Genomic DNA, 23,168 nt, shown 5'->3' with positions numbered 1-23,168 from the left:
CGGTACTCGCGGCGGGCGGTCATCCGCCGCTCGCGCGCAGGGCCTCGATCAGCCACTCGTAGGCCGGGACGCCCGCGGGCGGCGGCGGGTCGCCCTTGATCATCGCCATCAGGTGCCAATAGCGCTCGACCCGGGCGTCGGTGAACGTCTCCAGCGTCTTCCGGAGCCGGGCCCGTTCGGCCGCCGGGGTGTCCGGCGGGACGATCCGGTCCAGGACGGCCCGGCCCGCCGCCGAGCCGGGGGTGACCCCTTCGTCCAGCGCCCGCCCGACGTGCTCGGTGACGGCCCGCGGGTCGGGCCCGGAGGGCGGCTCGCCGGCGCCGGCGCTCCCGGCGACCGCCATCTCGCGGACGCGCCGCCGGAAGTCCTCGTCGGCGACGAGCTCGCCCAGCTCGATCCAGGCGTCCACCTGCTCGGGGGCGGGGTCGTCGGGCAGCTCCGGCAGCCGCCGCATGTTCTCCGCGATCCCCATCGCGGGCCCGTCGGGGTCGATGCCCTCGACGACCTCCGCGACGAAATCGTCGATGATCTGCTGCCGCTCGCGCGCGGACAGCCTTGCCAGCCGGTGCATCAGTAGCGTCTCCTCGATCGTGCTCCCGCGCTCGGCGACCGTGCTCAGCACGGCGCGGCGCAGCCGGAGCGTGCGGATCTCCGCGTCCAGCGCGGCCACCTGCGCGGCCGCCACCTCGGCGACCGTGTCGGCGCGCGCCAGCACGGCCCGTACCTGGTCCAGCCCGAGACCCAGCTCGCGCAGGGTCTGGACGAGCTCGAGCCGGGCCACCGCCGCGGCGTCGTAGAGCCGGTAGCCGCCGGCGGACCGGCCGGCCGGCACCAGCCCGCTGTCGGACCAGAACCGGATCGTCCGCGCCGACAGGCCGGTACGGCGGGCCAGCTGCCCGATGGTGAACCCCGCGCTCGTCGAGCTCATGGAGACGACTCTGCACCTTCCAGCCGCTGGAACCTCAAACGCTTTCCGCGGCCGGTTCCCGCATGATCACTCGGCACGCTATGCCCGTACGGCTATAGCGGAACCCGAATATGCAATTACCCAATCATACGTTGAGGCGCCAGGATGTGAGCGCGGACACAGCGTGACCGTGACGGCCCCCGCCACCGTCGATCCGTCCGCGACACGGCCCCTGACCTCCGAAGGAGCGGCGTTGACCCCGATCCGACCGGCCGATCCCACGGCGTACTTCACGTACCGGAACCCCGGCGACTACCACGCGGACTGGAAGGGCTTCTACGAGACCGCGCTGGAGAAGCGGGCCGAGGTCCGGGACGCCTTTCCGCACGCGCTGGACCTCAAGTACGGTCCCGATCCGGCGCAGCTCGCCGACGTCTACCACCCGGAGGGCGCGGCCGGGTGCCCGGTGATCGTCTACTTCCACGGCGGGCGGTGGCGGGAGGGCCATCCGGCCTTCTACGACCATTTCGCCGCCCCCTGGGTGGAGGCGGGAGCGGTGTTCGTGTCCTGCGGCTACCGGCTGGTCCCCGAGCACACGATCGCCGACGCCGTCGACGACGCGGCCCTGGCCGTGCGCTGGGCGCGGCGCGTCGCGTCCGGGTTCGGCGGCGATCCGGACCGCGTCACCGTGGCCGGGCACTCGGCGGGCGCGCACCTCACCGCCATGGTCACCATGACCGATTGGGCGGATCGGCTCGACGGGACGGTCGGCGCCGTGTGCATGAGCCCGCCCGTCGACCTGCGCACCGCCGAGCCGGGCACCGCCGACGCGGAGCGCCTCAGCCCGCACACGCGGATCACGCACGCGCCCCCGGGGGTCGTGGTCTCCTACGGCGACCCCGAACCCAACAACAAGGCGCACGACGGCGGATTCTTCGAGCGGGAGGGACGGCTGCTGGTGGAGGCGCTGGAGAAGGCCGGGCACCGGCCCGCGACCGTCGTCCTGACCGGGACCGACCACGTCGGCACCGGGGCCGCGTTCGCCGACCCGGACTCGCCGCTGTTCGCGGCCGCGCGGGCCGTCGTCTTCGGAGGCCGCTCATGAGCGGCGGCGGGGAGCCGCGCCGCGTGCTGTGGTCCGTGGTCGTCCTGGCGTTCCTGGCGGTGCTGCTCGACGGGTTCGACGCGGCCGCGCTGGCCTTCTCCGTCCCCACGCTGGCCAGGGAGTGGGGCGTCGAGCGCGCCGCGTTCACCATGCCGCTGGTGCTGACCAACCTCGGCGTCGTGGTGGGCTACCTCGCGTCCGGGCCGCTGGGCGCCCGGCTCGGCCGGCGCCGGCTGCTGATCGGAGGGGTGGTGTTCTTCGCCGCCGGCACGCTGCTGACGGCGGCGACGCTCGCGCTGCAATCGATCAGCGTCCTCGGCGTCACCCGCGTGCTGACCGGGCTCGGGCTGGGCGCCGTGCTGCCCGCGGCGGTGGCGCTGGCGACCGAGCACAGCCCGTCCCGGTGGCGCGAGCGGGTCTCGGTCACCGTGACCCTGGGCCTGGCGAGCGGCGCCACCCTCGGCGGCGTGTTCGGCGGCCGGATGCTGGAGACGCTCGGGCCCGCCGGGGTCTTCTGGTTCGCCGGCGGGGCCCCGCTGGTCCTCGCCGCCGCGATGGCGTGGCGCCTGCCGCCCGCGACCGCCGCCGGCACCGGCGGCGAAGCCCGGCGGGGCGAGCGCGTCGGCGAGCTGTTCCGTCCCGGACTCCGCACCAGCACCCTGCTGATCTGGACGTTCTCGTTCCTGGTGTTCGTGTCCGCCTACACGCTGCAGTCCTGGGTGCCCGCGCTGCTGACCGACTTCGGCTTCGCCGAGTCCGAGGCGCCGCTGGGCCTGGCGTACTTCAGCTTCGGCGGCATCCTCGGCGGGATCGTGCTGATCTGGCTGGCCGCCCGGATCAGGATCGCGCCGGCGCTGTGCGCGATGTCGCTGCTGGGCGCGGTCTGCGCGCTGGTGGTCGCCCGGGTCGAGCTCGGCGACGGGCCGCTGCTGCTCGTGATCGGCGGCGCGGGCGCCGGGCTGATCGGGAGCCAGATCGGCCAGCTCACCATGGCGGTCGCGCTGTATCCGGCCGCGACCCGCACCACCGGCGTCGGCTGGGCGGCCGCGCTCGGCCGCGCCGGGTCCATCGTCGGCCCCGGCATCGGCGGCGTCCTGCTCGGCCTCGCCCTCCCCGGCCGGGACATCGTCCTGCTCACGACGCTGCCCGTCCTGGCCGCCGCGGTCTGCGCGGTCCTGCTGTGGCGGACGGGCACCGCCCCGGCACCCGCCGCCCGCCCGGTCGCGGAACAGCGGGGCTGACCGGTGTCCCGGGGTCCGGGGCCGCCCCCTGACCCCGGGCGGCTACCACTCGATCGGGAGTGACTCCGGTGAGGTGAGGCTCTGGCCCGCCTTCCACCGGACCTCGCCGGGCGGTACGGCCGGCCGCAGCGCGGGCAGCTCGCGCAGCAGCGCCGCGATGGCGATGCGGATCTCCAGCGCGCCGAGGGGCGCGCCGATGCAGTAGTGCGCGCCGTGCCCGTACGACATGTGCCGGTTCGGCGTGCGGCCGAAGTCCATCCGGCCGGGGTCGCCGAACGCGCGCGGATCGCGGTTGGCGGCGTCGTGCGACGGGATGACGATGTCCCCCTCCCGCAGCCGGGCACCGCTCGGCAGCTCCACGTCCGCCATCACGCGGCGCGGCATGTCGTCGCCGGCCGTGGTCGAGTAGAGCCGTTCCAGCTCGGTGACGGCGGTGTCGATCTCCCCCGGGTTGGCGAGGAGGTACTCCCAGCCGGTCGGGTGGTCGCCGTACGGGCGCGTGCACAGGACGTGGACGAAGCGGCAGATCGAGCCGGCGGCGGTCTCCCAGCCCCCGACGACCAGCGCCAGCGCCAGCTTGACCTGGATGTCCGGCGGCAGGTCGGCGCCGTCCACGGCGATCCTGCTGAGGAGATCGCCGGACGGGCTGGTGCGCCGGGCGTCGATCTGCCCCCACAGATAGGCGCCCATCTCCTCGGCGGAACGGGCGGCCTCCTCACGGCTGATGTCGGCCGTGTTGAGGAACATGTCGCTCCAGGAGCGGAACCTCATCCGGTCCTCGAGCGGCAGGCCGAGCAGGTCGCAGACGGCGTCCAGGGTGAACGGCAGCGCGAAGTCGTCCATCAGGTCGGCGCGCCGCCCGCCGGCCTTCATGGCGGCCAGCCGCTCCGCCGCGGCCCGCTCCAGCCCGGGACGCATCCCGTCCACGGCCGCCATGGCGAAGGCGTCGCGCACGACGCCGCGCACCCGCGCGTGCCGCTCGCCGTCCATCCCGAGGACCGTGCCGGACACGTCGACGTCGTCGGCGTGCGCGGCCGCCTCCCGGGAGAAGACGTCCTGGCGGCGCAGCACCGTCCGCACGTCGTCGTACCGGCAGATCAGCAGCGCGTCGATGCGCTTCCCGTTCACGGTCCGCACGATCGGGACCACTCCGGACCCGGTGGCCGCGAACTCGGTGTAGTTGGGGTGCTTCTCCGGCCCCGGGGGCCGGTTGACCCCTTGGGCGTCCTGGTAGAAGGGGTGCGGGATCCGGGCGACGGTGTCCGAGTGCGTAGCCATACGTCCCTTTTGGTCGGCTTGCCCCGAATCGCACGCTAACTCGGCACTTCACTCCAGGCAATGGCCGTCCCGACCACTCCCCCCGCCGCCCGGGCCCCACCCGTCCCGGACCCCGACGCGGGAAGGGGGCCCGGACCATGTCCGAGCCCCCTCACGAACCGCTGGCGTCAGCTGCAGCCGCTGGTGGAGCCGCAGCCCTCGCAGACGTAGCAGCTGCCGGCCGGGCGCATCTTCGTCCCGCAGGTCAGGCAGAGCGGGGCGTCCGCGGTACGGCCCTGGCGGCTCTCGATGACCTCCATCGAGGAGTGCGCCTCGGGCGCCGGGGCGGCGGCCGGGGTCTCGGCCTCCGCCTTGGGACGCTTGATCTCGGCGCTCTGGGCCAGGCTCTCCTGGTCCAGCTCGTCCTCGTGCAGGGTCGCCGGGTCCTTGCCGTCGGCCTGCAGGGCCCGCTCGGCGGCGCTGAGGATGCCCAGCTCGGCGCGCGTCTCGAACGACAGGTGGTCCAGGGCCAGCCGGCGGAAGATGTAGTCCATCACCGAGGTGGCCATCCGGATGTCCGGGTCGTCGGTCATCCCGGCGGGCTCGAAGCGCATGTTGGTGAACTTCTCGACCCAGGTCTCCAGCGGGACGCCGTACTGGAGGCTGATGGAGATCGCCATGGAGAAGGCGTCCATCACGCCGGCCAGCGTGGAGCCCTGCTTGCCGAGCTTGAGGAAGACCTCGCCGACGCCGTCGTCCGGGTACGAGGAGGCCGTCATGTAGCCCTCGGCGCCGGCGACCGAGAAGCGGGTGACCGTGGCCGGGCGCTGCTTGGGCAGGCGCTTGCGGACGGGACGGGGCGTCGCGTCGGCGGGCGCCTCCGCCGCCTTGGGCTCCTCGGTCCGCTTCGACGCCGACAGCGGCTGGCCGACCTTGCAGTTGTCGCGGTAGATCGCCAGGGCCTTGAGGCCGAGCCGCCAGCCCTCGAAGTAGACCTTCTCGATGTCCTCGATGGTGGCCTGCTCGGGCATGTTGACGGTCTTGGAGATGGCGCCGGACAGGAACGGCTGGGTCGCCGCCATCATCCGGACGTGGCCCATCGGGCTGATCGCCCGCTCGCCCATCGCGCAGTCGAACACCTCGTAGTGCTCGGGGCGCAGGCCCGGCGCGTCCACGACGTGGCCGTGCTCGGAGATGTACTCGACGATCGCCTCGATCCGCTCCTGCTGGTAGCCGAGCTTCTCCAGGGCGCGCGGCACCGTGTGGTTGACGATCTGCATGGAGCCGCCGCCGACCAGCTTCTTGAACTTGACCAGGGCCAGGTCGGGCTCGATGCCGGTGGTGTCGCAGTCCATCATCAGGCCGATGGTGCCGGTGGGCGCCAGCAGCGACGCCTGCGCGTTGCGGTAGCCGTGCTTCTCGCCGGCCTTGAGGCACTCGGCCCACTGCTTGGCCGCCGCCGCGTGCACGGCGCGGTCCATCTCGTCGAGCGTGCGGATGCCGTCGTTGGCGGCGGCGTGCTTGCGCATGACGCGCTTGTGCGCGTCGGCGTTGCGGGCGTACCCCTCGTACGGGCCCACGACGCCCGCCAACTCCGCGGAGCGGCGGTACGCGACGCCCGTCATCAGCGAGGTGACGGCGGCGGCGAGGGAGCGGCCGCCCTCGGAGTCGTAGGCGTGCCCGGTCGCCATCAGCAGCGCGCCGAGGTTGGCGTAGCCGATGCCCAGCTGCCGGTAGTCGCGGGTGGTCTGCGCGATCTTCTCGGTCGGGAAGTCGGCGAAGGTGATCGAGATGTCCATCGCGGTGATGATCAGCTCGGTCAGCTTCACGAACCGCTGGACGTCGAACGTGCCGTCGGCGGCCAGGAACTTCAGCAGGTTGATGCTGGCCAGGTTGCAGGAGGAGTTGTCCAGGGACATGTACTCCGAGCACGGGTTGCTGGCGGTGATCCGGCCCGACTCCGGGTTGGTGTGCCAGTCGTTGATCGTGCCGTCGTACTGGATGCCGGGGTCGGCGCACTCCCAGGCGGCCTTGGCCATCAGCCGGAACAGGTCCTTGGCGTTGACGGTCTCGACGACCTCGCCGGTCATCCGGGCGCGCAGCCCGAACTCGCCGCCGGACTCGACCGCGCGCATGAACTCGTCGGAGACGCGGACCGAGTTGTTGGCGTTCTGGTACTGGACGCTGCCGATGTCCTTGCCGCCGAGGTCCATGTCGAAGCCGGCGTCGCGGAGGGCGCGGATCTTGTCCTCTTCGCGGGCCTTGGTCTCGATGAACTCGGCCACGTCCGGGTGGTCCACGTCCAGCACGACCATCTTGGCGGCCCGCCGGGTGGCGCCGCCGGACTTGATCGTTCCGGCGGAGGCGTCGGCGCCGCGCATGAACGACACCGGGCCGCTGGCCGTGCCGCCCGAGGACAGCAGCTCCTTGCTGGAACGGATGCGGGAGAGGTTGAGACCGGCCCCCGAACCGCCCTTGAAGATCACGCCCTCTTCCTTGTACCACTCCAGGATCGACTCCATCGTGTCGTCCACGGAGAGGATGAAACAGGCGCTGACCTGCTGCGGCGACTTGGTGCCGACGTTGAACCAGACCGGCGAGTTGAAGCTGAACATCTGGTGGACCAGCGCGTGCTTCAGCTCGTGGTCGAAGATCTCGGCGTCCTGCTCGGACGCGAAATAGCCGTTCTCCAGGCCGGTGTCGGTGTACATCTTCACGACCCGGTCGACCAGCTGCTTGAGGCTCCATTCGCGCTGCGGGGTGCCGACCGCGCCGCGGAAGTACTTGGACGCCACGATGTTGACGGCGTTCACCGACCAGAATTCGGGGAACTCGACCCCGCGCTGCTCGAAGTTCACCGAGCCGTCGCGCCAGTTGGTCATGACGACGTCACGACGCTCCCAGCGCAGCTCGTCGTACGGATGCACGCCGGGCGTGGTGAAGATGCGCTCGATCTTCAACCCCTTGCGGCCCCCCTTGCCGCGCCGGGCCGCCGAGCCGCTCACCGTCTCCGTCATGCCTTCCCCCTCTCGGGCCCTCCCGCCGGGCCCTGTTCAGGAACAACCCCGCCCGGCGGCCGGTCCATCCCGGGCCGCGGGCACTTCACGTCTGCTTTGTCTGCTTTCGGACCGGCCCGTCAGGGCCGGCCGGGCTCCCCCGAGGAACCGCTCGTGCGCAAGGACTCGATCTCCCGGGCGAAGTCGTCCAGCGACTCGAAACTCCGGTAGACCGACGCGAACCGCAGATAGGCGACCTCGTCGAGATCACCGAGCGGCCCGAGAATGGCCAGGCCGATCTCGTGCGAGGGAATCTCCGCCGATCCGGTCGCCCGGATCGCCTCCTCCACCCGCTGGCCCAGCTTGGCGAGCGCATCCTCGTCGACCGGGCGGCCCTGGCAGGCCCTGCGCACCCCGGCGATGATCTTTTCCCGGGAGAACGGCTCGGTGACGCCGCTTCGCTTGGCGACCATCAGGAGCACGTTCTCCTGCGTCGTGAATCGCTTGCCGCATTCCTGGCACGAACGGCGGCGCCGAATGGCCGCGCCGTCATCGGTGGAACGGCTGTCGATCACTTTCGTGTCGGGGCTTCGGCAGAACGGGCAGTGCACGTCCCCTCCTCTTCCCGACCGACTCCGGCGAAATCCGTTTCCCCCACAAGCACAACTTGTGGTTAATGACATCCATGTAACTACTAGATGTTGTGGTCAACCGTACGAGGATCCGGAGGGCTGCGCAACCTGGAACGGGACCCCCGCCCGTAGACCCTGGTCACATCGGGGCTCTCGCGCCCCGCCCGGCGTGTCGCCCTCCGGACCCCCGTACGCCCCTCCCGTCAGCCCTCCGCGACGATCGCGGCGATCTCGTCGACGGCGCTCGCCCTGGTCGGGTCGAAGCGGTTCTTGGTCACCGCGAAGGCCGTCCCGGAGTCCGGATCCGCGTACGCGGCGCTTCCCCCCATGCCCGGCATCCCGAACGCGCGCGGGCGCGCCGGGGCCAGCGGGCCGAGCGCGTAGCCGAGCGCCCAGGTCGCCGGGTTCCCCATGATCTCATCGGTGCCGGTGAACGCCGGTCCGGAGATCTCGCGGAGGCGGTCCGGGGAGACCAGCCGGACGCCGTCCACCTCGTCCAGCAGCGCGGCGTACATCCGCGCCACCGCGCGGGCGGTCATCACGCCTCCGGCGGGGATGTCGGCGGCCAGGACGTCGGCGCGGTTCCCGTACGCGGCGTGCGGGACCAGCTCCGGCGGCATCACCGCGCCGAACATCGCGCGCATCCCCGCCACCGCCTCCTCGACCTCCGGCGTGCTCTCCAGCCGCGCCAGCCGGCCCTGCTCGGCGGCGGGGACGCCGAAGTACAGCTCGTCCGCCACGCCGAGCGGCCCGGCCACCTCCTCGCGCAGCACCTGCGAGATCGGCCTTCCGGTGGCGCGCCGCACGACCTCGCCGAGGATGTGGCCGTACGTGTGGGAGTGGTAGGCGGTCTTCGTCCCCGGCTCCCACCAGAGCTCCAGGCCGGCGATCAGCGCGCACATGCCGTCCCAGTCGCACAGGTCCTCGACCGTCACGTGCGGCGGCAGGCCCGGCAGGCCGAGGGTGTGCGAGAGGGCGTGCCGGACGGTCGCCGCGCCCTTGCCGTGCGCGGCGAACTCCGGCCACAGCTCGGCGATGGGCGTGTCGTATGCCAGGACCCCCCGCTCCGCCAGCACGTGGACCACCGTCGCGGTCACGCCCTTGCCGGTGGAGGCCGCGTAGAACGGCGTACCGGGCGTGACCGGGCGTCCGGTCGCGGGATCGGCGACGCCCGCGACGGCCTCCACCACCGGCTCGCCGTGCCGGTAGACCGACACCTGGACCCCGGTCTCGGTGCCCTGCGCGACCATCCGGTCGATCGCGTCCTTGATCCTCTGCTGCAGCATCGTCTTCCCGTTTCTCGTTCAGGCTCGTTCAGGAGGCGTCGGCGGGGACGGGCCCCGGCCGCTCGGCGGGCTCGGACCCGGGCTCGGTGCCGGGCTCGGGCTCGCGCTCGGCGCCGATCGGCGGTACGCGGCGCAGCAGCACGGCGATCAGCACGGCCATCGCGGCCAGCAGCACGGCGCTCCCGAAGGCGACCGCGTGCAGCCCGGTGGTGAACGCCGCGCGAGCCGACTCCAGCAGCGCCTCACCGGCGGGGGAGGGAAGACTACCGGCCTGCGCCACGGCACCCGCCAGACTCTCCCCCGCCGCGCCCGGCGCGTCCATCAGGGACCGGTAGAGGACCGTGCCGGCGCTGCCGAGGAGCGCGATGCCGAGCGCGAACCCGAACTCGCCGCTGGTCTCGTTCATGGCCGCCGCCGAACCGGCCCGCTCCTGCGGCACGGAGCCGACCACCAGGTCGGCCGCCAGCGTGACCAGCGGGCCCGAGCCCAGCCCGATCAGCCCCCAGCCGGTGATCAGCAGGACCGGGTCGCGGTCCGTCCCGACCTGGGTCAGCAGCAGCAGCCCCCAGACCGACACGGCCATCCCGGCCGCGATGAGCCGCGCCGGGCGGATCCGCCGGGCCAGCAGCGGGGAGATCTGGAAGCCCAGCGTGTTGGCGCCGAGCGCGGGCAGCATCCACAGCGCGGCGGCCTGCGGGGACAGGCCCTGCACCAGCTGGAGGTGCTGGGTCAGGAACATCATGATCGCGCCGCCCAGCAGCGTCGCCGCCAGCGTGCCGCCCAGGGCGGCGCCGAACTCCCGGTTGCGGAACAGCCGCAGGTCGATCAGCGGGTCGGCGAGCCGCCGCTGCCGCCGGACGAAGAGCGCGCCGGCGGCGAGCCCGGCGCCCAGCACGGCGACGGGCAGCGCCCCCGGGGCGTGCGCCAGCTCCTTGATCCCGTACACGGCCGGCAGGATCGCCGCCAGCGACAGCGCCACGCTGGCCAGGTCGATCCGGCCCGCGCCGGGGGCGCGGTACTCGGGCAGCAGCAGCGGACCGAGCACCAGCAGCAGGACGGCCGCGGGCACGCCGAGCAGGAACGCCGACCCCCACCAGAAGTGCCCGATCAGCAGCCCGCCCACGACCGGCCCGAGCGCGGCGCCGCCCATGACGCCGACCAGCCACACGCCGATCGCCAGCGACCGCTGCCGCGGGTCGCGGAACATCGTGCCGATCAGCGACAGCGTCGAGGGCGCCAGGGTGGCCCCGGCCACGCCCAGCAGCGCCCGCGCCGCGATCAGCAGCTCGGGGGTCGGCGCGTACGCGGCCACCACCGAGGCGGTGCCGAACGCGGCCGCCCCGATCAGCAGCAGCCGGCGGCGCCCGATCCGGTCGCCCAGCCCGCCCATCGTGATCAGGAACCCGGACAGCAGGAAGCCGTAGACGTCCATGATCCACAGCTGCTGGGTGGCGGTCGCGCCCAGGTCCGCGCTCAGGTGCGGCAGCGCCAGCAGCAGGACGAAGACATCGATCGAGACCATCAGCGCGATCAGGACGAGGACGGCGAGTCCCGCCCATTCGCGCCGGCCGGCCCTGGCCTGCGCGGCGTGCGCGGTGTCTGTGCGGGTGTGCGGCTCCATGGCGCCCCCTCCTCCTGGCGCCCCCTGCGGGCGCCGTTCACGAAGGGGTCGGAGCCGGCGCGGCGTTCTCTACACGCCGCGCCGAAAAATCTAGCGGGCCGGCATGCGCAGCTCCTGGCCCGGCTGGATGAACGTGCCGGCGAGCCCGTTCAGGTCGATGATGCGGCGCACCGTGACCCGCGGGTCGCCGTCCGGGTCGTCCCGGGAGGCGATCTCCCAGAGCGTCTCGCCGGGCTCGACCACCACGGTCCGGGCCCGGTCGCCCCGGTCGGCCTCGTCGGACATGCGCTGGGCGGGCCGCTCGGTGCCGTCGCCCGCGCTGGCGCCCAGCCCCGCGGTGAGCCAGAACGTCACCAGCAGCCCGGTCGCCACGGTCCCGATCAGCACGCCGCGGCCGCGCCTGGTCAGCCGCAGCGGCGGCGGCCCGGCGGGACGCCCGGCGCCCTCTACGCGCCCGGCGCGCCCGGCGCGGCCAGTGTGGCCGGCGTGGCCGGCGTGGCCGGCGTGGCCGGCGTGGCCGGTGAGCCTTTCCGCCACTTCGTCCGGTCTCTTCGGGGCGGTCATCGGGGCATCGGTCCTGTCGCGCGTCCCCTCGGGCGACCCCGCCATCTCGGCCCTCCTGCGGTCAGCCGTGCACTCCCCCGCGTTCGAATGCATTTTCGATCGAACGCCTGTACGATGTTGTACATCAATCCGGGGGCGAAACGCGAGGACATTCTTCGAACAATTGTTTGATCATCGGGTGCGGACGCGATAACGTGCCATGACAAGGAGTGACGGATCCAGCGCCGGGGAGGCGACGAGCGATGAGCAAGGTCCGGGAGCTGCCCGACGGCCCTGGGGACGAGAGCGGTCTCACCCAGCGGCAGCGCATGGTGCTGGAAGTCATCCGCGACTCGGTCCAGCGCCGCGGCTACCCGCCGTCGATGCGCGAGATCGGCGAGGCGGTCGGCCTGACCAGCACCTCCAGCGTCTCGCACCAGCTGCGCGCCCTGCAGCGCAAGGGCTACCTCCGGCGCGACCCCAACCGCCCCCGCGCCGTCGAGGTCCGGGTCCCCGGCACCACCCCGGTCCGCACCGACGATGAGGCGTTCGAGGCCCCCGGCACGGCCGCCGAGACCGCGACCCGCCCGGCGCCCGCCTACGTCCCCCTGGTCGGCCGCATCGCCGCCGGTGGCCCGATCCTGGCCGAGGAGGCCGTCGAGGACGTCTTCACGCTGCCCAAGCAGCTGGTCGGCGAGGGCACCCACTTCCTGCTGAAGGTGACCGGTGACTCGATGATCGAGGCCGCCATCGCCGACGGCGACTGGGTCGTGGTCCGGCAGCAGCCGGTCGCCGAGCAGGGCGACATCGTCGCCGCCATGATCGACGGCGAGGCGACGGTGAAGACCTTCAAGCGCCGCGACGGGCACATCTGGCTGATGCCGCAGAACCCCGCCTACGAGCCGATCCCGGGCGACGAGGCCTCCGTCCTCGGTCGCGTCGTAGCGGTCCTGCGCAAGATGTGACACTTCCATGTGACTCCCGCATCTGACCCCCGCGTCGGACTGCCCCCGCCTGCTGTATGTGATCTGTCGTGACCGCCCGGGAACGCGGCGTAAGCCGCGTCCCCGGGCGGTCGTGTCTTCGTGTCCTCCGGCCCGGGCCCGCCGCCCCCGCGGCGGTGCCGTGACCGTTTCCTCGGCTGCCTCGGCGCTCCCCAGCGCCTCTTCGAGCTCTCGGGGACCCTGACCCGCGAGTCCCCGTCAGGGCCGCTCCGGCGGCACCGGAACGGGTCCGGTGCCGCCCGAGCGAACCTGGTATGACCTGGTACGACCTGGTGCGCCGTCCCCGTCAGGCGGGGACGATGTTGACGATCTTGGGCGCGCGGACGATGACCTTGCGGATGCCGCGGCCGGCCAGCGCTTCCTTGATCTTGGCGGACTCCAGGGCCTGCCGCTCCAGGTCCGCCGGGTCGATGCCGGGCGAGACCTCCAGCCGGTCGCGGACCTTGCCGGCGACCTGGACGACGCAGGTCACCGACTCCTGGACCAGCAGCGCCGGATCGGCCGCGGGCCAGCCGGCGGTGGCGACCGGGGCCTCGTGGCCCAGGATCTCCCACGTCTCGTCGGCGGTGTACGGCGCGAACAGCGACAGCATCACCGTGATCGCCTCGGCGGCCTCCCGGACGGCCGGGTCGGCGGGGCCCGCGCCGCCGTCGATGGCCTTGCGGGTGGCGTTCACCAGCTCCATGATCCGCGAGATCGCCACGTTGAAGCGGCGGACCTCGACCAGGCCGGTGGCCTCCTCGATCGCGTGGTGGGTGGCGCGCCGCAGGTCGGTCGAGCCGGTGGCCGGGTCGGTGCCCACCGGGGCGGTGACCTCGGTGGCGATCCGGTGGACGCGGCTCAGGAACTTGGACATGCCGTGCGGCGACACGTCGGCCCAGTCGATGTCGTCCTCGGGCGGGCCGGAGAACAGCATCGCCAGCCGGACGACGTCGACGCCGAACTCGTCGATCTGGGCGCCCAGGTCGACCATGTTGCCCAGCGACTTCGACATCGCCTTGCCGTTCAGGATGACCTGGCCCTGGTTGAGCAGCCGGGTGAACGGCTCGGTGAAGTCCACCATGCCCATGTCGTACAGGACCTTGGTGAAGAACCGGCTGTACAGCAGGTGCAGGATCGCGTGCTCGACACCGCCGGTGTACTGGTCGACGGGCATCCAGCGGCGGACCTGCTCGACGTCGAACGGGCCCTCGGTGTAGCCGGGCGAGCAGTAGCGGAAGTAGTACCAGGACGAGTCGACGAAGGTGTCCATGGTGTCGGTGTCGCGCCTGGCGGCCCCGCCGCACTTGGGGCACTCGGTGTTCACCCAGGCGGCGTTGGACGCCAGCGGCGAGGTGCCCTTGGGGGCCAGGTCGGAGCCGCGCATGTCGTCGGGCAGCCGGACGGGCAGCTGGTCGTCCGGGACGGGGACCTCGCCGCAGGCGTCGCAGTGCACGATCGGGATCGGGCAGCCCCAGAAGCGCTGCCGGGAGACCAGCCAGTCGCGCAGCCGGAAGTTGACGGCGGCCTTGCCCAGGCCCTTGCCGGCCAGGATCCCGGTGATCCGCTCGATCGCGTCGGCCTTGGCCAGCCCGTCGATCGGGCCGGAGTTGACGATCCGGCCGTCGCCGGCGGTGGCCACGCCGCTCGCGGCCGGGTCGGTCTCGCCGGTCTCGACGACGACGCGGACGGGCAGCCCGAACTTCAGCGCGAAGTCCAGGTCCCGCTGGTCGTGCGCCGGCACCGCCATGATCGCGCCGTGCCCGTACTCGGCCAGCACGTAGTCGGAGGCCCAGACGGGGATCCGCTCGCCGTTGACCGGGTTGACCGCGTACCGGCCCAGGAACACGCCGGTCTTCTCGCGCTCGGTGGACAGCCGCTCGATCTCGCTCTCGCGGGAGACCTCGGCGCGGTACGACTCGAACGCGGCGCGCTGCTCGGGCGCGCAGACCTCGTCGGCCAGCGGGGCGTCGGCGGCGACGACCATGAACGTCGCGCCGTACAGGGTGTCGGGGCGCGTGGTGTAGACGGTGACCGGCTCGTCCCGGCCCTCGATCACGAAGTCGACGTCGGCGCCGGTGGAGCGGCCGATCCAGTTGCGCTGCATGAGCAGGACGCGCTCGGGCCACTTGCCCTCCAGCGCGGCCATGTCGTCCAGCAGCCGGTCGGCGTACTCGGTGATCTTGAAGTACCACTGGGTGAGCACCCGTCGCTCGACCAGCGCGCCGCAGCGCTCGCAGTGGCCGCCGACGACCTGCTCGTTGGCCAGCACGGTCTGGTCGTTGGGGCACCAGTTGACCTGGCCGCCCTTGCGGTAGGCCAGCCCGCGCTCGTAGAAGCGCAGGAACAGCCACTGCGTCCACTTGTAGTACTCGGGGTCGCTGGTGTGCAGCCGCCGGGACCAGTCGAACGAGGGCGCGTACCGCTGGAACGAGGCCGCCTGCGTGTCGATGTTGGCGTACGTCCACTCGGCCGGGTGCGAGTCGCGCTTGATCGCGGCGTTCTCGGCGGGCAGGCCGAAGGAGTCCCACCCGATGGGGTGCAGGACGTTGTAGCCCTTCTGGAACCAGTAGCGCGCCACGACGTCGCCGATGGCGAACGCCTCCGCGTGCCCCATGTGGAGGTCCCCGGACGGGTAGGGGAACATGTCGAGCGCGTAGCGACTCTCGCGGGGGTCGTCCCCGCCGGCGGCCTTGAACGGGTCGAGCTCCGCCCACCGGGCCTGCCATTTGTCCTGGACGGCCCTGGGGTCGTACCCGTCACCCGGGCCCCCTCCCGCCGGTGCTTCGCGGAAGGTGTCGTCGCTGCTCACGGTCGCTACTCCACTGGTCCTGTCTCGGTACGGGCGCGGTCCCGTGGCGATGCCCTGACATGAAAGGACCCCTCGTGCGACGAGGGGTAGCCGCACCGCCCTGCCTAGGGCCGGCGCGGCCGGCTGAGAAGCAGCCGGGTCCGCATACAACAAAGACTAGCGCAGGGGCAAGGGGGTCCGCTGGGCGAGCCGATCATCCGTGCGAGGGCTTGCGCGGCGGCCGGTTCCGGACGGTCTCCCCCGCGCCGCCACCCGCGTCGCCCCGTGTTGCCTCCCGTGTTGTGCGGTCGCACCGTGGCCGCTGTGAGCACGCACCGTGTCGATCCGCCTCCCGCCCGCCACCCCGGCCCCTCGGAACGCGGATTCCCACGTCAAAGTACGTGCGAAGGGCTCGCGCCGCGTGTTCCTTATGCAGCAGGATGTGCGGAACCGTTCGTACACTCGTCAGTAACAACCGGCTTATGCCCAAGCCCCGCGCGAGGAGTGCCATGCTCAACCTCTCCGTCCTGCTGGAGGACGCGGCCCGCAAGTCCCCCGACCGGGACGCCGTCGTCTTCGGTGACATGCGGCTGTCGTACGCGGTGATCGACATGATCGCGAACCAGGTGGCCAATCTCCTGCGCTCGCGCGGGATCGGCGCCGGGGACAAGGTCGCGCTCTCGTGCCCGAACGTCCCGTACTTCCCGATGGTGTACTTCGGCATCCTCAAGGCCGGCGCCGCCGTCGTCCCGCTCAACGTGCTGCTCAAGCCGCGCGAGATCGCCTACCACCTGGAGGACTCCGACTCCAAGGCGCTGTTCGTCTTCGAGGGCACCCCCGAGCTGCCGATGGGCGAGGCGGGCCACGCCGGGTTCCAGCAGGCCGAGGGCTGCGAGCACCTCATCCTGATGACCGCCGACCCGGCCGCCTCGGAGTCGCCGTACGAGGACGCCGAGCTGTTCTGGCCGACCATCGGCGCGCAGCCGGGCACGTTCGACGCCGCGCCCACCGGCGCCGACGACACCGCGGTGATCCTCTACACCAGCGGCACCACCGGCCAGCCCAAGGGCGCCGAGCTGTCGCACTCGAACATGCTCATGAACGCGTTCGTCTCGGACACCATGTTCGAGAAGCAGGAGCACGACGTGGCGCTGGTCGTGCTGCCGCTCTTCCACGCGTTCGGCCAGTCCTGCGTGATGAACGTCGGCTTCCGCCGCCGCGCGACGCTCGTCCTCCAGGCCCGGTTCGAGCCGGCCGAGGCGCTGAGGCTGATGGCCAAGGAGAAGGTGACGCTGTTCTCCGGCGTCCCGACGATGTACTGGGCGCTGCTGTCCGACCAGGGCACGGTGCCGGCCGAGGAGGTCGCGGCCAACCTGACCGCCTGCACCTCGGGCGGCGCCTCGCTGCCGCTGGAGGTCCTGAACGGCTTCGAGAAGAAGTTCGGGGTCAAGGTCCTGGAGGGGTACGGCCTGTCGGAGACGTCGCCGGTCGCCTCGTTCAACCAGCCCGACCGGCCCACCAAGCCGGGCTCGATCGGCACGCCGATCTGGGGCGTGGACATGAAGCTGATCGACGAGGACTGGAAGACGATCGAGGGCGAGGGCCCGGGCGAGATCGCGGTGCGCGGCCACTGCATCATGAAGGGCTACTACGGCCGCCCGGAGGCCACCGCCGAGGCGATCCGGGACGGCTGGTTCCGCACCGGCGACATCGCGCGCCGCGACGAGGACGGCTTCTACTACATCATCGACCGCTCCAAGGACATGATCATCCGGGGCGGCTTCAACGTGTACCCGCGGGAGCTGGAGGAGGTCCTGATGACCCATCCGGACGTCTCCCTGGCCGCGGTGGTGGGGGTTCCGCACGACAGCCACGGCGAGGAGATCAAGGCGTACGTGATCCGCAAGCCGGACGCCACGGTCACCGAGGACGAGCTGGTCGCGTGGGGCAAGGAGCAGTTCGCCGCGTACAAGTACCCGCGGATCGTGGAGTTCCGCGACGAGCTGCCTATGACCGCCACCGGCAAGATCCTCAAGCGCGAGCTGCGCTAGCCGCCGGCGGAGCGGCCGGGCGGCGCGTCCAGGATCAGAACAGGACGTGCCGCTCGGCCAGCCCGTAGTGGAGGACCCGGCCGTCGGCGAGCAGCTCCAGGTCGCTCGGGCGCCAGGTGTGCCGTTCGGGGTCGGCGTGCCGGATCGTGACGAACGAGTAGCGGTCGGCCGCGTACACCAGCACGCCGTCCGCGCGCAGCCGCCGGAACAGGTCGGTGTCCTCGCCCCTGCCGACCTCGGCGAAGCGGTACTCGCGGAGCAGGCCGCCCTCGGCCAGCAGCGCGCCGCCGCGCAGCACGTTCACGTAGCGGTGCTCCTGGCCGGGGTGGCGCAGCACCATCGCGTCGATCGAGGCGAGGTGGGTGTAGTGGGCGAGCTTCCCGACGACGGCCGCGTCGGTGTAGCCGAAGGCGGGCAGCAGGTCGGCGACGTAGTGCGGGCCGTACAGCTCGTCGTCGTCCATCTTGCCGATGTACGCGCCGTCCGCGGCCTCGACGCCCAGGTTGAGGCAGGCGCCGAGCGGCAGCGCGGCGTCGGCCTCGATCACCACGACGTCGTCGAGACCCGCGTCCCGGGCCCGCTTCTCCACCAGGGTCGGATCGACCGCCACGGCGTGCAGGACGACGACCAGCTGCAGCGGCCGCCACACCTGCCGCGCCGCGCGCTCGATGGCCGGGCCGATCTGCTCGGCCCGGCACGTCGGCAGCACCAGCGACACCGAGGGCGGCGGGGTGTCGTCGCGCGCTCCGAGCACCGTTTCGAGGACGGTGCCGACGCGGTGCCGGTACGTGTGGCGGGCGTGGACGTCGCGCAGCGCCAGATGCGCCCGCCGGTCGCGCATCTCCGGTCCCGCCAGGAGCGCCCTGAGCAGCCGGGACGCGTCGGCCGCGTCGGTCACCTCCGCGGGCCGGACGGTCGGGACGCCGGCTGCGGCGGCCTCGTACGCCAGGCGCGGGTGGGGCGCGATGAGCACCTGGTAGCGCTTGCGCGCCGTGAGGGCCCGCTCGTACGGGAGCTCCGGGACGACCCGCTGCCGGTAGAGGTGGGGGAAGCCGGTCCCGTAGAAGTGGGCGCCGAGCTTGGGGGCGGGACCGAGGAGCGCCTCGGCTCCGGCGTCGTAGTCCCCTTCGTAGAGGAGGGGGTAGCGGCCCTGGTCCGGTCCCCGCATCGGGTTGTGGATGCGGGGCTGGGCCGCGTACGGCAGCTCGTGGACGCCTCCGACCGCGCCGGCGTACGGACGCTCGCCGGTGGCGAAGACGTGGTCGAAGTGCCGCGCCTCCTCCAGGGTGCCCTCGCCGGTGTCCCAGTACGCGGTGGGGACGCCGTGCTCGCGGCACCATCCGGCGATCTCCTCCAGCGGCAGGTCGCCCCGGCCGCCCGGCTCGACGAAGAGGAGATCGGGGCGCTCGGCCTCGAAGAGCGTGCGCCAGCCCCGGCCGGGCGGCACGTCGAGCTGGCGCCACTCGTACCGCAGCGCCGCCGCGATCGGCGGGCTCGCCACGACGGCGGCGGTCACGCCGGGGCGGGCGACCGGCCCGTCCGGGAGGTCGAGCGCCGGCACGTCGCCGAGGAGTTCGGTGTCGGCGACGCGGACCTCCGGATGCCGGGGCAGGCGCGGCGCGGCCGGGGGCGGGGCGGGCGCGGGGCGGGGGCGCAGGGCGGCCCGCAGCGTCCCGTACGAGGCGGGCGACAGCGGGCGGCGGCGCAGCGCGGACACGGCGTCGCCGAGGCGCCACCAGCGCCGCCGGCGGATCTTCTCGGCCTGCCATTCGGCGCGGTCGGCCCGGTGCGCCTGGACGGCCCGCTCCCGGTCGGTGTCGCCGAGCCGGCGCGCCATGTCGGACAGCGCCCGCCGCAGGTGCTCGATCTGCCGCTCGCGCTCGTCCCGCTCCCGCTCCGCCTCGGCGAGCGCGGGCTCCAGCACAGGATCGGTCACAGGGCACCCCCGGTCAGCGCGTCACGGCGACGCTCCAGCGGATCCACGCTAGACCGGGCCGGGGCCGCGGTCCCGGGGGGCTCGCGAGCCGACATCCGTTGTTCACCCGGATGTCGGCCCGCGGTCCCGCCGGTGCTCCGGTCCCCGTTTCAGAACGTGTACGGCAGGCGCTTGATCCCGTTGATGAAGTTGGACTCCAGCCGGTCCGGCTCGCCCGCCGCGCGGATCTCCGGGAACCGCCGCAGCAGCGTCCGGAACATCGTGGTGATCTCGCGCCGGGCCAGGTGCGCGCCGAGGCAGAAGTGCGGGCCGGGCCCGCCGAAGCCGACGTGCTCCTTGTTGTCGCGCAGGATGTCGAACTTCTCGGGGTCGGTGAACACGGTCTCGTCGCGGTTGGCCGACCAGTAGTAGAGGACGAGCTTGTCGCCCTCCTTGATCTCGTGGTCGTTCAGCGTGGTGTCGCGGGTGGCGGTGCGGCGCATCCAGATGACCGGCGAGACGTACCGGACGATCTCCTCGACGGCGCCCGCGATCCGGCCCTCGAAGTCCTCCACCAGCAGCGCCCGCTGCTCGGGGTGGCGGGTGAACAGGTCGAGGCCGTGCGCGATGGCGTTGCGGGTGGTCTCGTTGCCGGCGACCACCAGCAGGATGAAGAACGAGCCGAGCTCCTGGTCGGTCAGCGACTCGCCGTCGATGTTGGCGTTCACCAGCGCGGAGGTGAGGTCGCCGGTCGGCTCGGCGCGGCGCCTGCGGCCCAGCTCCTCGACCAGGTCCTTGAGCGTCTGGCCGGCGGTGAGCAGGCCGAGCGCCATCGCCTCGGCGTCGGTGTTGTCGACGAACTCGGGATCGTTGCCGGCCAGGATGACGTTGGTGGCGTCCAGGACGGTCTTGTAGTGCTCCTCGCCGATCCCCATCAGATCGCAGATGATCTTCAGTGGCAGCCGGGCGGCGATGTCCGCGACGAAGTCGCCGGTGCCCTCGCCGGCCGCGACCGACTCGGCGAGCTGCTCGGCGACCGCGTCCACCTGGTCCTCGAACCGCTGGATCATGCGCGGCGAGAACGCCCGCGACACGATCCGCCGGATCTTGGCGTGCCGCGGGTCGTCCATGCTGATCATCGAGCCGAAGAACTCGTGCATGTCGCCCGGCATGTCCGGGATGGCGATGGCGCCCTTGCCCGAGCAGAAGTCCTGCGGGCGCCGGGACGCCTCCACGACGTCGGCGTGCCGGGTGAGCGCGTAGTAGCCGGGCCCCCGCGGCACGATCACCACGTCGGGCTCCTCGAAGCGCCGCAGGCTCGGCTCCCAGCGCAGCGCCTTGAACGCCTCGTGCCGGAACTCGTGCGGCCGCCGCCAGAAGTCCCAGTCCGTCAGGTTGATGTCCTCGACCTTGAGCATCCCTGTCTTCACCCGCCCGCCAGCTAGAATGCGATTCGGTTTACATGCACCCTGTCAGAGTCAAGCGGCGGAGGGCGAGCGATGCTCCGATCGAGTGACGTACCTCACTTACATGTATATGTCAGGAGGCGAGCCATTCGAGGATCTTTGCGTTGACCTCTCCCGGCCGTTCCAGCTGGAGGAAGTGCCCCGCCCCGGCGACCGTCTCGGCCCGCGAGCCCTCGGGCAGCCGCGCCAGGACGCCCGCCGCGTCCCCGCCCGGCATCACGGCGTCCGCGCCCAGGCAGCCGTCGTCCGCGCCGTGCAGGTACAGGATCGGCCGCTCGCCCCGCCGGCCCGCCGCCTCCTGCTGCGAGGCGTACCGCGCGACGAGCTTGGACGGGTCCAGCATCGCCCGGTAGTAGCCGATCGCCGCCGCGACGTTCTCCGGCGCGGCCAGGCAGTCCATCACGTGCGCGACGTCCTCGGCCCGCGCGTCCGCCGCGTACCCGGGCGACCAGTCGCGCCACAGCCCCGCCACGAACGCCTCGTTCAGCGCCATCTCGGCCAGCGGCGTCTGGAACAGGAAGATGTAGAACGACCGCTTGAGCTGGTCGTACGAGAAGAACGAGCCCAGCATCGCGTCCAGCGGCGGCACCGCCAGCGTGACGGCCCTCCGCCACCGGTCCGGCGCGAGCGCCGCCGCGCCGTACGTGGCGAACGCGCCCCAGTCGTGCCCGATGAGCACCGCGTCGGAGCCGCCGCCCAGCGCCTCGTGCAGCGCCACGGCGTCCGCCGCCAGCGCGCCCGTCTGGTACGCCTCGTCCCCCGGCACCGACGTCGGCGCGTACCCGCGCATGAACGGCGCCACCGCCCGGTAGCCCGCGGCGGCCAGCTCGGGCATCAGGTGCCGCCAGGTGTACGCCGAGTCGGGGAACCCGTGCAGGCACAGCGCCAGCGGCCCGCCCTCCGGCCCCGCCGCCAGATACCCGAACTCCAGCTCGCCCGCCTTGACCGTGCCGCGCTCGACGCCCTGCTGTTCGCCCACGTTCGCCCTCCTCGCCCGGAAGGCGCCATTATGCACGCAGGGGTACGCGAAGGGCCCCGCCCACCCGGAGCGAGGCCCTGCACGCGCGGCTCGGCCGTCAGGACGCCCAGGTGGGGCGCAGCGGCATGCGCGCCTCGCCGTCCGCGTCCAGCTTCACGCCGAGCGTCTGGTGCAGCTGGATCCAGTTGAGCTCGAAGCCCAGCCGGCAGCCGGCCATGTAGACCCGCCACACCCTGGCGGTGCCCTCGCCGACCTCCTTCACGGCCTCGTCCCAGTGGTCGTCCAGGTTGCGGCACCAGCCGGCCAGCGTCCGCGCGTAGTGCTCGCGGAGGTTCTCCTGGTGGCGGATCTCGAACCCGGCGTCGTTCATCTGCATCTGGATGTAGCCGGGGCCCTCCAGCTCGCCGTCCGGGAACACGTACCGGTTGATGAAGCCGCCCGGCTTCATCGCGGGAGCCAGGTTGTCCGGGCGGGTGATGGTGTGGTTGAGCATCCGGCCGCCCGGCTTCAGCTTCCCGTACAGGAACGAGAAGTACGCCGGGAGGTTCTTCTTCCCGATGTGCTCGGTGAGGCCGATGGAGCTGACCGCGTCGAAGCCGGTCTCGGCCACGTCCCGGTAGTCCAAGTGCCGCACCTCGGCCAGCTCGGAGAGCCCGCGGTCGGCGATCGCCTTCTGCGCCCACTCGGCCTGCTGCTTCGACAGCGTCACGCCCAGCGCCTTGACGCCGTACTCCTTGGCGGCGTGCATCACCATGCCGCCCCAGCCGCAGCCGACGTCCAGCAGCCGCATGCCCGGCTCCAGGCCCAGCTTCTTGGCCACCAGGTCGTGCTTGAAGTACTGCGCCTCCTCAAGGGTGGCGCCGTCCTCCGGGTAGCAGGCGCAGGTGTACGCCATCGACGGGCCCAGGACCCACTCGTAGAAGGTGTTGGAGACGTCGTAGTGGTGGGAGATGGCCTTGGCGTCGCGCCGTTTGGAGTGCCGCAGCCAGGACGGCACCCGGCTGAAGGGGGCCTCCTGCGGCGGCGGGTCGAGCCGGCGGCTGACGGCCGCGCGCAGCAGCGGGTCGCGCACGACCGACCCCAGCAGCCGCACCTTGTCGGCCGGGGTCACCTCGTCGAACAGGTGCCGCATCGTCGCGAGGGTGTCGTACATGTCGCCGTCGACGTCGAGATGGCCGCTGACGTACGCGCGCGCCAGGCCCAGCGAGCCCGGCGCGTGCACCAGGTGGGAGACCGCGTACGGTGACCGCACGTCGACCCGGATGCCGGCGCCTGAGACCCCCGCCCGAGACCCGTCGTACGCCGCGAACTCCACTGGCGCCTCAGGCCCGACGAGTTCCTCGAAGACCTTGGCCAGCGTCATGGTGATTCCTCCTGTCTTTCCGCCCCCGTGAC

Annotated in this window: 16 protein-coding genes; 4 read left to right on the top strand and 12 right to left on the bottom strand. The window is 72.4% G+C overall.

Annotation, left to right across the window (positions count from 1 at the left end; genetic code table 11):
* Positions 1-19 precede the first annotated feature (19 nt).
* Positions 20-928, bottom strand: coding sequence for a MerR family transcriptional regulator (locus tag AB0881_RS22130; protein ID WP_366619353.1), 909 nt, complete (start codon positions 926-928; stop codon positions 20-22).
* Positions 929-1,160: 232 nt separating this feature from the next.
* Here AB0881_RS22130 and AB0881_RS22125 point away from each other — a divergent pair, with 232 nt between their 5' ends.
* Positions 1,161-2,012, top strand: a complete 852-nt coding sequence (locus AB0881_RS22125) for an alpha/beta hydrolase (protein ID WP_366619351.1) — start codon at positions 1,161-1,163, stop codon at positions 2,010-2,012.
* Positions 2,009-3,253: an MFS transporter gene (locus tag AB0881_RS22120; protein WP_366619349.1), complete on the top strand. Its 1,245-nt coding sequence runs from the start codon at positions 2,009-2,011 to the stop codon at positions 3,251-3,253. The genes AB0881_RS22125 and AB0881_RS22120 overlap by 4 nt, the downstream gene beginning before the upstream one ends.
* A gap of 42 nt (positions 3,254-3,295) precedes the next feature.
* Here the strand turns inward: AB0881_RS22120 and AB0881_RS22115 are convergent, their stop codons facing one another.
* From AB0881_RS22115 to AB0881_RS22090, 6 genes are all read right to left on the bottom strand, one after another.
* A complete protein-coding gene (locus AB0881_RS22115; protein ID WP_366619347.1) occupies positions 3,296-4,531 on the bottom strand; it encodes a cytochrome P450 in 1,236 nt (411 codons plus the stop codon).
* Positions 4,532-4,698: 167 nt separating this feature from the next.
* Positions 4,699-7,527 carry a vitamin B12-dependent ribonucleotide reductase gene (locus tag AB0881_RS22110; RefSeq protein ID WP_366619345.1) on the bottom strand — a complete coding sequence of 943 codons (2,829 nt, stop codon included), beginning with the start codon at positions 7,525-7,527 and terminating at the stop codon, positions 4,699-4,701.
* A 119-nt stretch (positions 7,528-7,646) separates the two neighbouring features.
* Positions 7,647-8,117, bottom strand: coding sequence for a transcriptional regulator NrdR (gene nrdR / locus AB0881_RS22105; RefSeq protein WP_366619343.1), 471 nt, complete (start codon positions 8,115-8,117; stop codon positions 7,647-7,649).
* 224 nt (positions 8,118-8,341) lie between these two features.
* On the bottom strand, positions 8,342-9,424 hold the full coding sequence (locus AB0881_RS22100) for a serine hydrolase domain-containing protein (RefSeq protein WP_366619341.1): 1,083 nt from the start codon (positions 9,422-9,424) through the stop codon (positions 8,342-8,344).
* A gap of 28 nt (positions 9,425-9,452) precedes the next feature.
* Positions 9,453-11,045: an MFS transporter gene (locus tag AB0881_RS22095; RefSeq protein WP_366619339.1), complete on the bottom strand. Its 1,593-nt coding sequence runs from the start codon at positions 11,043-11,045 to the stop codon at positions 9,453-9,455.
* Positions 11,046-11,135: 90 nt separating this feature from the next.
* Complete coding sequence (locus AB0881_RS22090; RefSeq protein WP_366619338.1) at positions 11,136-11,654, bottom strand: LysM peptidoglycan-binding domain-containing protein; 519 nt, start codon at positions 11,652-11,654, stop codon at positions 11,136-11,138.
* Positions 11,655-11,851: 197 nt separating this feature from the next.
* Between AB0881_RS22090 and lexA the strand changes: the two genes are divergently transcribed.
* Complete coding sequence (gene lexA / locus AB0881_RS22085) at positions 11,852-12,553, top strand: transcriptional repressor LexA (RefSeq protein WP_366619336.1); 702 nt, start codon at positions 11,852-11,854, stop codon at positions 12,551-12,553.
* 325 nt (positions 12,554-12,878) lie between these two features.
* Here the strand turns inward: lexA and leuS are convergent, their stop codons facing one another.
* Positions 12,879-15,383 (bottom strand): leucine--tRNA ligase, encoded by a 2,505-nt coding sequence (gene leuS / locus AB0881_RS22080; protein ID WP_366619334.1) that lies wholly within the window; start codon positions 15,381-15,383, stop codon positions 12,879-12,881.
* Positions 15,384-15,871: 488 nt separating this feature from the next.
* Here leuS and AB0881_RS22075 point away from each other — a divergent pair, with 488 nt between their 5' ends.
* Positions 15,872-17,413, top strand: a complete 1,542-nt coding sequence (locus tag AB0881_RS22075; RefSeq protein ID WP_366619332.1) for a long-chain fatty acid--CoA ligase — start codon at positions 15,872-15,874, stop codon at positions 17,411-17,413.
* A gap of 34 nt (positions 17,414-17,447) precedes the next feature.
* On the opposite strand, the gene AB0881_RS22070 is transcribed toward AB0881_RS22075, so the two are convergent.
* The 4 genes from AB0881_RS22070 to AB0881_RS22055 form a co-directional block, all read right to left on the bottom strand.
* A complete protein-coding gene (locus AB0881_RS22070; RefSeq protein WP_366619330.1) occupies positions 17,448-19,349 on the bottom strand; it encodes a glycosyltransferase in 1,902 nt (633 codons plus the stop codon).
* Positions 19,350-19,498: 149 nt separating this feature from the next.
* Complete coding sequence (locus AB0881_RS22065) at positions 19,499-20,746, bottom strand: cytochrome P450 (RefSeq protein WP_366619328.1); 1,248 nt, start codon at positions 20,744-20,746, stop codon at positions 19,499-19,501.
* 121 nt (positions 20,747-20,867) lie between these two features.
* Positions 20,868-21,773, bottom strand: a complete 906-nt coding sequence (locus tag AB0881_RS22060) for an alpha/beta hydrolase (RefSeq protein ID WP_366619326.1) — start codon at positions 21,771-21,773, stop codon at positions 20,868-20,870.
* A 97-nt stretch (positions 21,774-21,870) separates the two neighbouring features.
* On the bottom strand, positions 21,871-23,136 hold the full coding sequence (locus tag AB0881_RS22055) for a class I SAM-dependent methyltransferase (protein ID WP_366619324.1): 1,266 nt from the start codon (positions 23,134-23,136) through the stop codon (positions 21,871-21,873).
* Positions 23,137-23,168 lie beyond the last annotated feature (32 nt).

It is taken from the genome of Spirillospora sp. NPDC029432 (assembly GCF_040703975.1).
Taxonomy (GTDB): Bacteria; Actinomycetota; Actinomycetes; order Streptosporangiales; family Streptosporangiaceae; genus Spirillospora.
This window is presented reverse-complemented; position numbering and strand designations above follow the sequence as displayed.

What these genes read in the sequence shown, in the direction of transcription:
- AB0881_RS22065 (WP_366619328.1), bottom strand. Translation starts at nt 20,746, where the DNA reads ATGCTCAAGGTCGAGGACATCAACCTGACGGACTGGGACTTCTGGCGG.
- AB0881_RS22130 (WP_366619353.1), bottom strand. Translation starts at nt 928, where the DNA reads ATGAGCTCGACGAGCGCGGGGTTCACCATCGGGCAGCTGGCCCGCCGT.
- lexA (WP_366619336.1), top strand. Translation starts at nt 11,852, where the DNA reads ATGAGCAAGGTCCGGGAGCTGCCCGACGGCCCTGGGGACGAGAGCGGT.
- AB0881_RS22115 (WP_366619347.1), bottom strand. Translation starts at nt 4,531, where the DNA reads ATGGCTACGCACTCGGACACCGTCGCCCGGATCCCGCACCCCTTCTAC.
- AB0881_RS22110 (WP_366619345.1), bottom strand. Translation starts at nt 7,527, where the DNA reads ATGACGGAGACGGTGAGCGGCTCGGCGGCCCGGCGCGGCAAGGGGGGC.
- AB0881_RS22055 (WP_366619324.1), bottom strand. Translation starts at nt 23,136, where the DNA reads ATGACGCTGGCCAAGGTCTTCGAGGAACTCGTCGGGCCTGAGGCGCCA.
- AB0881_RS22120 (WP_366619349.1), top strand. Translation starts at nt 2,009, where the DNA reads ATGAGCGGCGGCGGGGAGCCGCGCCGCGTGCTGTGGTCCGTGGTCGTC.
- AB0881_RS22090 (WP_366619338.1), bottom strand. Translation starts at nt 11,654, where the DNA reads ATGGCGGGGTCGCCCGAGGGGACGCGCGACAGGACCGATGCCCCGATG.
- AB0881_RS22075 (WP_366619332.1), top strand. Translation starts at nt 15,872, where the DNA reads ATGCTCAACCTCTCCGTCCTGCTGGAGGACGCGGCCCGCAAGTCCCCC.
- AB0881_RS22095 (WP_366619339.1), bottom strand. Translation starts at nt 11,045, where the DNA reads ATGGAGCCGCACACCCGCACAGACACCGCGCACGCCGCGCAGGCCAGG.
- AB0881_RS22100 (WP_366619341.1), bottom strand. Translation starts at nt 9,424, where the DNA reads ATGCTGCAGCAGAGGATCAAGGACGCGATCGACCGGATGGTCGCGCAG.